The 10091-nt window shown below is 71.4% G+C and carries 6 protein-coding genes, 1 pseudogene and 1 CRISPR repeat array; of the genes and pseudogenes, 4 read left to right on the top strand and 3 right to left on the bottom strand.

Annotated elements, in window-relative coordinates; genetic code table 11:
• From CCN35_RS28235 to CCN35_RS02770, 4 genes and pseudogenes are all read left to right on the top strand, one after another.
• Nucleotides 1-274 (top strand): annotated as a pseudogene (locus tag CCN35_RS28235) (hypothetical protein); the annotation flags it as partial.
• Nucleotides 274-1002 carry a CRISPR system precrRNA processing endoribonuclease RAMP protein Cas6 gene (gene cas6, locus CCN35_RS02780; protein WP_158100369.1) on the top strand — a complete coding sequence of 243 codons (729 nt, stop codon included), beginning with the start codon at nucleotides 274-276 and terminating at the stop codon, nucleotides 1000-1002. The pseudogene CCN35_RS28235 and the gene cas6, both read left to right, overlap by 1 nt.
• A 621-nt stretch (nucleotides 1003-1623) precedes the next feature.
• The gene (locus CCN35_RS02775; protein ID WP_067398465.1) at nucleotides 1624-2118 is read left to right on the top strand and encodes a sortase; all 495 of its coding nucleotides are present in this window, start codon (nucleotides 1624-1626) and stop codon (nucleotides 2116-2118) included.
• A 151-nt stretch (nucleotides 2119-2269) separates the two neighbouring features.
• A complete protein-coding gene (locus tag CCN35_RS02770; RefSeq protein ID WP_079129961.1) occupies nucleotides 2270-2911 on the top strand; it encodes a class F sortase in 642 nt (213 codons plus the stop codon).
• A 49-nt stretch (nucleotides 2912-2960) separates the two neighbouring features.
• A CRISPR array of direct repeats spans nucleotides 2961-3966; the repeat unit is 29 nt; unit sequence GGGGCCATCCCCGCGTGTGCGGGGAGCAG.
• Nucleotides 3967-4123: 157 nt separating this feature from the next.
• On the opposite strand, the gene CCN35_RS02765 is transcribed toward CCN35_RS02770, so the two are convergent.
• The 3 genes from CCN35_RS02765 to CCN35_RS02755 all read right to left on the bottom strand — a co-directional run bounded on the left by CCN35_RS02765 (nucleotide 4124) and on the right by CCN35_RS02755 (nucleotide 9861).
• Complete coding sequence (locus CCN35_RS02765; protein WP_067398462.1) at nucleotides 4124-5356, bottom strand: arginine deiminase; 1233 nt, start codon at nucleotides 5354-5356, stop codon at nucleotides 4124-4126.
• A 354-nt stretch (nucleotides 5357-5710) separates the two neighbouring features.
• Nucleotides 5711-8263 (bottom strand): polynucleotide kinase-phosphatase, encoded by a 2553-nt coding sequence (locus CCN35_RS02760; protein WP_086791397.1) that lies wholly within the window; start codon nucleotides 8261-8263, stop codon nucleotides 5711-5713.
• Nucleotides 8260-9861, bottom strand: coding sequence for a 3' terminal RNA ribose 2'-O-methyltransferase Hen1 (locus CCN35_RS02755; protein ID WP_086791395.1), 1602 nt, complete (start codon nucleotides 9859-9861; stop codon nucleotides 8260-8262). Before CCN35_RS02755 ends, CCN35_RS02760 begins: the two co-directional genes overlap by 4 nt.
• Nucleotides 9862-10091: the final 230 nt, after the last annotated feature.

The raw sequence follows: 10091 nt of genomic DNA, 5'->3' as shown, positions 1-10091 counted from the left end.
GGCCCGCCCCGCCGAGGAGCACCGTCCCGCAGGCGTCGTCCCCGGCACACGCCTCCCGCTCCTGCGCCTCGACCACGGCCGGGCCGGGAACCCGCCCTCCTCCACGGCCGGCACCCGGCACACTGTCTCCCGCCTCGTCGCCAACGCCTGCCCCGACCGCGACGACCTTCTGGTACCGGCCCTCGTCGTCCGCGACGCGCACGGAAACCCCACCGGATGCCGCGCCCTGGCCCGCGGCCTCTCCGCCCCTCCCGGACCCGCCCCGGAAGCCTGATGCCCTCACGCTGGACCCTCACCCTCGCCGCGGAACGCCCCGAGACCGCAGGTCCCGTCTCCCCCGCCCATCTGCACGCGGCCACCGCCGCCCTCGTCGAACCGGCCGACGGCGACCACCACGCCCAGACCAAGCCCTACAGCGTCACCCCCCTGATGGACCTGGGCCACGGCCGGGCCCTGCTCCGCATCGGCTGGCTCACCGACACCGACCGCCCCCGGCTCGACCGGCGCATCGGCGACCGTCTCCGCTTCGGCTCCCAGTTCTTCCACCTCGTCGACGCCCGCGAAGACCTCGTCCCCTACCCCGCCCTGCGTCATCTGCCACCGGCCCGCCGCGCCCTGATCGCCTTCCGCTCCCCCACCTACTTCGCCCGCACCGGCCGCTGGTACCCCCTGCCCGACCCGACGCTGCTCTACAACGGCCTGATCCGCCGTTGGAACACCTACGCCCCGGCTCCCACGCACTTCACCGAGTCCGAGCAGAAACTCCTCCTGGACACCGTGTCCATCGCCTCGATCGACATCCAGTCGGGCACCCACCGGCTCGCCCCCGACAGAAGCCCACGCATCACCTTCACCGGCCACGTCGAATACACGCTCACCGGCACGCACCGCACCGAAGCGGCCCCGCTGTTCACGGCCCTCACCGTCTACGCGGACCTCGCGGGAGTGGGCGCCCAGACCACCCACGGCCTCGGCACGGTGGAAACCGAACTGGCGGAGTGACGGGACATTCCCGAAGGCGCGGGGCGCCCGATTCCGGTGCCGGTTCCGGAAATCCTCCGGGCATTGAGTTTCCTGCGGCTCCCCTCGCGATGGTGCACTGCACGGGACTCCGCGCAGTGCACCGGAGAAGCCTTTCACGCTCTGCGGACGCGAACCCCGACGGAACAGGCGATCCAGGCGAGCGCTCGGACAGCAGGGGTCGGACATTCATGCCCTGCAGGCGTGAATTCCAGGAAAGCGGCCCTTTGCCCCTCCACCGCTCGACAAGCGGCTCCGTCCTGTTCCCCTGCGCATGAGCGCCGGACGGGTCGGCCATACGACGGCTTGTCACAGTCCTGCCCTTCGTCGGGCGCGGCTGCCTGAGGGCGGACCGCACCGCACAAGGTCGCCCGGCCGGCTGCCACCGTTGTGGGGATGAGACTCCGGGTGATGCATGTCAACGATCTTCGCGTCGATGACCTGCACAAGCGATCAAAAGAGAACACCCATGGCGCCTGACTGGACGACACATGTGGCGATGTCTCAGGTTGCGGGACTGACGGACTGTCGGTTGCCTCATAAGCGGAACACAGCAGAGGCGCCGCGCAAAGGGGCCGGACATTGTTCCGCTGGAGGAATCACATGCGTTGTACACACATGGGCGCGGGCATCGTCCTGGCTCTCGGCGCCCTCGGACTGCACACTCCGGTCGCTGCCGCGGCGGACGGCCCGGACATCTGGATCGACCCGGGAAATGCCTCCCCGGGTTCCACGGTGACGGTCGTCACCGGAGCCTGTGACCCTGACGCGGATTACGGCAAGGGCTGGTCGGAGGTGGGCGGAGAATTCCACCTCTTCGGCGACCGGAAAGGGCTGCTCACCGGCCGGTTCAAGATTCCGGAAGGGACCAAGCCGGGCAATGACACCATCACTTTGAAGTGTCCGCCGCGCACCAAGGTCACGGAAACGTATCGAGTCGTCGGTCGCCCCCCGTACGGCTCGGTCAGGGCCGGCTTCGGACCGGCCGACGACACGGACATGAGCACGAAGCTCGCCCTGAGCGGTGGACTGCTCGCCACGGCCGCCGCCGGGAGCATGGTCTGGATGCGCCGTCGCCCGCACGGCAACCGCGCCTGACCGCCCGGACTCCCCCTGACCGCCCCGGCCCGGCCGGGCATGCAACCGACCTCGAAAACGAAAAGGCATCCGGCGGCCACGGAGCCTGCCCGTCCCGAGGACCGCACACCGCCCGTTGCAACGCACCCGCCGTGGAGCAAAGGCCCCCGCGATGGCTCTCAGAGACTTCACCAGCGCTTTTCGGCGTCCGTCCTTCCCGGCTGTGCTGCTGCTGATCTGCGCGGTAGCGGCAGGTGCAGTGCTGCTGCTCGGCGGAGAACAGAACGAGAAGCCACCGCGCCCCTCGGCGGCCCAGGCCCTCCTCCCCTCCGTCCATCCCACCACCCGTGGACTGCCTCCAGCGGATCCGGTCCGGATCCGGATCGCCGCCATCGGCGTGGACGCCCCGATGACACCCCTGGGTCTGGATGCGGCGGGAACGCTCCAGACTCCGCCCCGCGACAAGGCCGACGTCGCCGGCTGGTACGGCGACGGCACGACTCCCGGCTCGGCAGGCACCGCCATCGTCGCCGGACACGTGGACACCCCCACCGGCGCCCCCGGCGTCTTCTACAACCTCGGCGCCCTGACCAAGGGCGCCACCATCGAGATCAGCCGGGTGGACCGGAAGACAGCGGTGTTCACCGTCCGCGCCGTCGAGCTCTACGAGAGGGAGAAGTTCCCCAGCAAGAAGGTCTACGGCAGCACCGGCCGGCCCGAACTGCGGTTGATCACCTGCGGCGGCGACTACGTCAAGGGCACCGGCTACCTGGGCAACATCGTGGTCTACGCGGCATTGACCGCAGTGACGTGAGCAGTCGAGCGAGCACCGGCCACTGAGGACGCTGCCCGGTCTTTGGCTCCAGGTCATCCCCGCATGTGCGGGGAGCAGGAAACCGCCACAAACCACACGCCGCCGATCGTGGGGCCATCCCCGCGTGTGCGGGGAGCAGCTGCTGCGCTGGACGCCGCAGGACGAAGAAGGGGGGCCATCCCCACGTGTGCGGGGAGCAGGCTCTGGTACGCGGACATCAGCCTGCCGGACGGGGGCCATCCCCGCGTGTGCGGGGAGCAGCCCACACCGGTCGGTGTGGGCCCCTCGTGGTGGGGGCCATCCCCGCGTGTGCGGGGAGCAGAGCCTCCTAACACTCCATCACACTGAGGAAGCGGGGCCATCCCCGCGTGTGCGGGGAGCAGTTGCCCCGTGGCCTGTCCGTTGCCGGAGGTGAGGGGCCATCCCCGCGTGTGCGGGGAGCAGGACTCGCCTGAGGCGATCACCCTCAGCTGGGAGGGGCCATCCCCGCGTGTGCGGGGAGCAGTCACCCTGTCCGATCCCAAGACGGGAACCGTAGGGGCCATCCCCGCGTGTGCGGGGAGCAGATCCGCGACGAGACCGTGTGGCTCAAGGAGCAGGGGCCATCCCCGCGTGTGCGGGGAGCAGGTTGGCGTTGTGCGCGAAAATGTTCCCGCCTGAGGGCCATCCCCGCGTGTGCGGGGAGCAGCCCGCAGTCCTGGTTGCGGATCAGCTACGGCGTGGGGCCATCCCCGCGTGTGCGGGGAGCAGCTCTCCGAGCCCTCCGCGAGGATCGCCCGCGCCGAGCCATCCCCGCGTGTGCGGGGAGCAGCTGAGCGGCCCCGGCCGTCCCCGGCCGGGGCCGGGGCCATCCCCGCGTGTGCGGGGAGCAGTGCGCCTGGCTGCGCCCGGGTACTGCGCCTGGGGGGCCATCCCCGCGTGTGCGGGGAGCAGGTGCTGGTACTCCTTGGCGGAGTAAGTGCCGTGGGGCCATCCCCGCGTGTGCGGGGAGCAGGCGCGGCCCGCGTGCGGGCCGCCTTGATGAAAGGGGCCATCCCCGCGTGTGCGGGGAGCAGGCTATGTGACCTGCGATTTTATCGTGCAGGGGCCTTGGTTTTCGCTAGTTTCGCCGAATCCGGCAGGTGGGACATATCGCCCCTCCGGGCACCTCGCCGCCCCGTCACCCACAACGGCGGAGTCACCGGCGCCGGCGAACCCCCGCCCCAGGCCGGGTCAGTAACCCCCCACCGCGTCCCGTTCGACCGGGCAGCTCATGCAGCGGGGGCCGCCTCGGCCGCGGCCCAGCTCGCTGCCGGGGATCTCGATGACCTCGATGCCCTGTTTGCGCAGGTGGGTGTTGGTGGTGGCGTTGCGTTCGTAGGCGATGACGACGCCGGGCTCGACGGCGAGGACGTTGCAGCCGTCGTCCCACTGCTCGCGCTCGGCCGAGTGCACGTCCTGGGTGGCGGTGAGGACCCGGATCTCGCTCAGTCCGAGGGCGGCGGCGATCGCGCGGTGCATGTGCTCCGGCGGGTGGTCGGTGACCTTCAGGTCCTTGTCGCCGACGCCCGGTTCGATGGTGTAGGAGCGGAGCATGCCGAGCCCGGCGTACTGGGTGAAGGTGTCGCCGTCGATCATGGTCATCACGGTGTCGAGGTGCATGACGGCGCGCCGCTTGGGCATGTCGAGCGCGACGATCGTGCGGGCCGATCCGGCGGCGAACAGCTTGTACGCGAGCATCTCCACGGCCTGCGGGGTGGTCCGCTCGCTCATGCCGATGAGCACGGCGCCGTTGCCGATCACCAGGACGTCGCCGCCCTCGATGGTCGACGGGTAGTCGGACTGCCCCTCGGACCAGATGTGGAACTTCTCATTCCGGAAGAGGGGGTGGTAGCGGTAGATCGCCTCGAAGTGCACGGTCTCCCGCTGCCGGGCGGGCCAGCGCATCGCGTTGATGGACACGCCGTCGTAGATCCAGGCGGAGGTGTCGCGGGTGAAGAGGTGGTTGGGCAGCGGGGGGATCAGGAAGTCGTCCAGGTCCATGACGTGGAACCGCACGGACGTCGGCTCGGAGTGGGCCTCGAGGAACTCCCGCTTGGTCATGCCGCCGACCAGGACCTCGACCAGCTCGCGGGAGGGCAGGGGTTCGAACGTGGCCCGGAGGTGGTCGGTGGCGAGCGGCCCGTACTCCTTCTCGTCGAAGACGCGGTCCAGGACGAGCGACCGGGCCGAGGGGTTCTCCAGCGTCTCGGCCAGCAGGTCGCCGAAGAGGTGCACGACGACCCCGCGATCGCGCAGCACATCGGCGAACCCGTCGTGCTCGGCACGTGCCCGGCGCACCCACAGCACGTCGTCGAAGAGCAGCTCGTCCTTGTTGCTGGGGGTGAGCCTTTTGAGCTCGAGATCGGGCCGGTGCAGGATGACACGGCGGAGCCGCCCGGCCTCGGAGTCGACATGGAATCCCATGTCTCCATCCTGGCCACCGGCGGCCCCCTTCACCCTCCGGTCTCCGGATTCCACGCCTCCTTTTTCGTCACCCCGGCGAGATTCGTCCCCTTGATCCCTCAAGGGGATCCGTCCCCCACGAGTTGCTTCCGGGGGTGGATGCCCCCGATGGGGTGCCTCCTGTCGGCGGGGAGCCGGCCGCCCCCTCGGAGAGGACCCCGAGCCGTTCCTCGAAGGGCACCCCCGAAAAGGGCCTCCGAAGGGAACCCCGAAAGGGGCCCCGAAGGGGACCGTCCCTGGAAACGGACCGGTCCCCTTCTCGTCACAGCCGGATCCCGCAACCGGATCCCACGGCCGGATCTCGCAGCCGGAGTCTCACAGCCGGGGGTCCACCGGCTCCGACTCCAGGGCGAGGACGCCGAACACCGCCTCGTGCACCCGCCACAGCGGTTCGCCGTCGGCCAGCCGGGCCAGGGCCTCCAGGCCGAGGGCGTACTCGCGGATCGCGAGGGAGCGCTTGTGCTGGAGGAAGCGCTGCCGCAGGCGGGCGAGGTTGTCCGGGCGGGTGTACTCGGGACCGTAGATGATCCGCAGGTACTCGCGGCCGCGGCACTTGATGCCGGGCTGCACCAGACGGCCCCGCTCGGTGCGCACCAGCGCCTCCAGCGGCTTGACGACCATGCCCTCGCCGCCGCGCCCGGTCAGCTCCAGCCACCAGTCGACACCGGCCCGCACCGACTCCGGGTCGGTGGTGTCGACGTACAGACGGCGGGTGGTCTGCAGCAGCCCGGTGCCGTCGTGCTCGACGAGGCGGTCGATCAGGGCCAGCTGCTCGTCGTGCGGCAGCCCGGCGAGGCTGCGGCCCCGGACCGCCAGGAGCTGGAACGGTGCCAGGCGGACGCCGTCCAGGCCCTCGGTGGTCCAGCAGTAGCGGCGGTAGGCGGCCGTGAACGCGGCGGCGTCGGCGGCCCGTCCGCGCTGGCGGTCGAGCAGTCCGGTGACGTCGACGCCCCGGGCCGCGGCGCCCTCCAGTGCGGCCAGCACGTCCGGGAACACCGCGCCGGAGGCCGCGCCGACCGCCGCGTACTGGGTGCGCAGCAGCCCGGAGGCCTTCAGCGACCAGGGCATCAGCTCGGCGTCGAGCAGCAGCCAGTCCGTGTCCAGCTCCGTCCACAGGCCGGCCGCGGTGATCGCCGTGCGCAGACGGTCCAGGATCTCCTCCGTGACGGCCGGGTCGTCGAAGAAGGGGCGGCCGGTGCGGGTGTAGAGGGAGCCCGTGGGACCGTCCACTCCGAACCGCTCGCGTGCCGTCTTCGCGTCCCGGCAGACCAGGGCCACCGCCCGCGAGCCCATGTGCTTCTCCTCGCACACGACCCGTGCGACCCCGTCCTCCCGGTACTGGGCGAACGCCTCCTCGGGGTGCTCCAGGTAGCCGTCGGCCCTGGCGGTCGCCGTCGGCGCCATGGTGGGCGGCAGGTACGGCAGCAGCCGCGGGTCGACGGCGAAGCGGCTCATGACCTCCAGGGCCGCCGCCGCGTTCTCCTCGCGGATGGAGATCCGGCCCGCCTCCCGGGTCTCGACGCCCCGGCGGCCGTGCACGTCGCCGAGGTCCAGCGGGCGTCCGTCGTGCCCGCCGGGCGCCTCGGTGCGCAGCGGTTTCACCGGCTCGTACCAGACCCGCTCGGCGGGGACGTCGACCAGTTCCCGCTCCGGCCAGCGCAGCGCGGTCAGCCTGCCGCCGAAGACGACGCCGGTGTCCAGGCAGATGGTGTTGTTCAGCCAGGTGGCCCGCGGGACGGGGGTGTGGCCGTAGACCACGGCCGCCCGGCCTCGGTACTCCTCCGCCCACGGGTGGCGCACCGGCAGGCCGAACTCGTCCGTCTCCCCGGTGGTGTCGCCGTAGAGCGCGTGCGCGCGGACCCGGCCCGAGGTGCGGCCGTGGTACTTCTCCGGCAGACCGGCGTGGCTGACGACCAGCCGGCCGCCGTCGAGCACGTAGTGGCTGACGAGCCCGTCGATGAACTCCCGTACCTCCTGCCGGAACTCCTCGCTCTCCTTCTCCATCTGCGCGATGGTCTCGGCCAGGCCGTGCGTGTGCCGGACCTTGCGGCCCCTGAGGTGGCGCCCGTACTTGTTCTCGTGGTTGCCCGGTACGCACAGCGCGTTCCCGGACTTCACCATGGACATCACCCGGCGCAGCACGCCCGGGGTGTCGGGGCCGCGGTCGACCAGGTCGCCGACGAAGACCGCCTTACGGCCCTCGGGGTGGACGCCGTCGACGTAGCCCAGCTTGCCGAGCAGGGTCTCCAGTTCCGCGGAGCAGCCGTGGACGTCGCCGATGATGTCGAACGGGCCGGTGAGGTGGGTGAGGTCGTTGAGGCGCTTCTCGGTGACGACCGAGGCGTTCTCGATCTCCTCCGCGCCGCGCAGGACGTGCACCTTGCGGAAGCCCTCGCGCTCCAGGTGCCGCAGGGAGCGGCGCAGTTCGCGGGTGTGCCGGCGGATCACCCGGCGCGGCGCGCCGGCCCGGTCGGTGCGGGCCGCGTTGCGCTCGGCGCACACCTCCTCCGGCACGTCCAGCACGATGGCGATGGGCAGCACGTCGTGCTGCTTCGCCAGCTCGATCAGCGGGCGGCGGGCGTCCTGCTGCACGCTGGTGGCGTCGACGACGGTGCGGCGGCCGGCCGCCAGGCGCTTGCCGGCGATGTAGTGCAGCACGTCGAAGGCGTCACGGGTGGCGCTCTGGTCGTTCTCGTCGTCGGAGACCAGACCCCGGCAGAAGTCGGAGGAGAGCACCTCGGTGGGCTTGAAGTGGCGGCGGGCGAAGGTGGACTTGCCCGAGCCGGAGGCACCGATGAGGACGACGAGGGAGAGGTCGGTGACGGGCAGGACACGGCCCTGCCGCATGGGGGTCGAAGTCTCGGTCATGCCGCTGTCGCCTCCTTCTCGTCCTCGTCCCCGCACTCGTCCCTGCGCTTGTCGTTCCTGGTGTTCCTGCTCTCGTGCCCGCTCGCGCCCTCGCCCCGGGTGGCCCTGAGCGTGAACACGGCCATCTGGGTGGGCGGTCCGACCTCGGGGTCGTCGGGACCCACGGGACGGAACCCGACGTCGTAGCCGTGGCGTTCGGCCACGGAGTGCGCCCACTGCCCGAACTGGGCGCGGGTCCACTCGAAGCGGTGGTCGCGGTGCCGGACGTGTCCCGCGGGGAGGGTCTCCCAGCGGACGTTGTACTCGGCGTTCGGGGTGGTCACGAGCACCGTGCGGGGGCGGGCCGTGCCGAACACCGCGTACTCCAGGGCGGGCAGCCGGGGCAGGTCCAGGTGTTCGATCACCTCGCTGAGCACGGCGGCGTCGTAGCCCTTGAGCTGCTTGTCGGTGTAGACGAGCGAGCCCTGCCGGAGCGTGACGCGGGCGGCCTGCCGCTCCCCCATCCGGTCCAGCTTCAGCCGCCGGGCGGCGATGGTGAGAGCCCGCACGGACACGTCGACGCCGACGATCTCGGTGAAGCGCGTGTCCTTCAGCAGCTCCTGCACCAACTGGCCCTCGCCGCACCCGAGGTCGAGCACCCGGGCGGCGCCGGACTCCCGCAGGGCCGTGACGATCGCGTCCCGGCGCTGCGCGGCGAGCGACACCGGCTTCCCCTCGGCCCCGTCCCCGGTCCCGGCGGCTCCGGCCTCGGCGCCGGCCTCGGCGCCGGCCTCGGTCTCGGCCTCGGGCGCCACGGCGTTGTCCAGCTCGTCGACCTCGCTGTCGTCGGCCTCGGCCAGCCGCACCAGCTCCAGGCGCTCCTTCGCCTGCCGGGTCAGCGACCAGCGGCGTGCGAGATATCGGCTGGTGATCAGGTTCTGCTCGGGGTGCCCGGACAGCCAGCCCTCGCCGGCCCGCAGCAGCTTGTCGACCTCCTCGGAGGTGACCCAGTAGTGCTTGGCGTCGTCGAGGACGGGAAGCAGGACGTAGAGGTGGCGCAGGGCCTCGGCGAGGGTCAACGAATCGGACTCCAGTTCGAGTCGCACGTACCGTGAGTCGCCCCACTCGGGGAACTCCTCGTCCAGCGGCACCGGTTCGGCGGTGACCGTCCAGCCGAGCGGCTCGAACAGACGCCGTACGAGGCCGGGTCCGCCGCGGGCGGGGAGGGCCGGTACCGCGATGCGCAACGGGCTTGCCTGGCCCGGGAGTTCGGGCCGGGCGTGGCACACCCCGCGCAGGGCGCTGGAGAACACGCTGCTCAGCGCCACGGCGAGCAGCGAGGAGGCGGCGTACGGCCGGTCGTTGACGTACTGCGCGAGCGCCGCGTCGGGTGCGCCGCCGCGCCCCTTGCCCTTGCCCCGCCTGACCAGGGCCACCGGGTCGACCTCCAGCAGCAGCGCCGCCGTGCATCGCTGGTCGTCCGCCTCGGGATAGAGGACGTGCGCGGTGCCGCAGGAGGTGGAGAACGCCTGGGCCTTGTCCGGGTGCTTGTGCAGCAGGAAGCCGAGATCGGTGGCCGGGCGTTCGGCGGTGCCGGTGGTGGTGATGGTCAGGAACATGCGGAGAACCTCTCCGGCTGAGGGATGACTGGGATGCCGTGCATGAAGACGGCCGAGGAATGTCCGGGATGCCGTACACGGCGAAGGCCCTGGGAACGCGGTCCCGGGGCTCGGCAGGACGCCGCCCTCACCTTGACACAGGAGAGCGGACCGGCGCCTGCCAATATTTGCGGCCCATATGTGCGGCCACTTCCCCCGGGCGGCGGCGTCGTTGTCAGGGAGAAGGAGCA

Origin of the sequence: Streptomyces thermovulgaris, assembly GCF_002155915.1 — a bacterium.
GTDB lineage: Bacteria > Actinomycetota > Actinomycetes > Streptomycetales > Streptomycetaceae > Streptomyces > Streptomyces thermovulgaris.
Note: the sequence above shows the minus strand (reverse complement) of the source record. Positions and strands in the feature narration are given on the sequence as shown.

Excerpts from the sequence above, each read along its gene's own strand:
- cas6 (WP_158100369.1), top strand. The coding sequence starts at position 274 with ATGCCCTCACGCTGGACCCTCACCCTCGCCGCGGAACGCCCCGAGACC.
- CCN35_RS02765 (WP_067398462.1), bottom strand. The coding sequence starts at position 5,356 with ATGGGATTCCATGTCGACTCCGAGGCCGGGCGGCTCCGCCGTGTCATC.
- CCN35_RS02770 (WP_079129961.1), top strand. The coding sequence starts at position 2,270 with ATGGCTCTCAGAGACTTCACCAGCGCTTTTCGGCGTCCGTCCTTCCCG.
- CCN35_RS02755 (WP_086791395.1), bottom strand. The coding sequence starts at position 9,861 with ATGTTCCTGACCATCACCACCACCGGCACCGCCGAACGCCCGGCCACC.
- CCN35_RS02760 (WP_086791397.1), bottom strand. The coding sequence starts at position 8,263 with ATGACCGAGACTTCGACCCCCATGCGGCAGGGCCGTGTCCTGCCCGTC.
- CCN35_RS02775 (WP_067398465.1), top strand. The coding sequence starts at position 1,624 with ATGCGTTGTACACACATGGGCGCGGGCATCGTCCTGGCTCTCGGCGCC.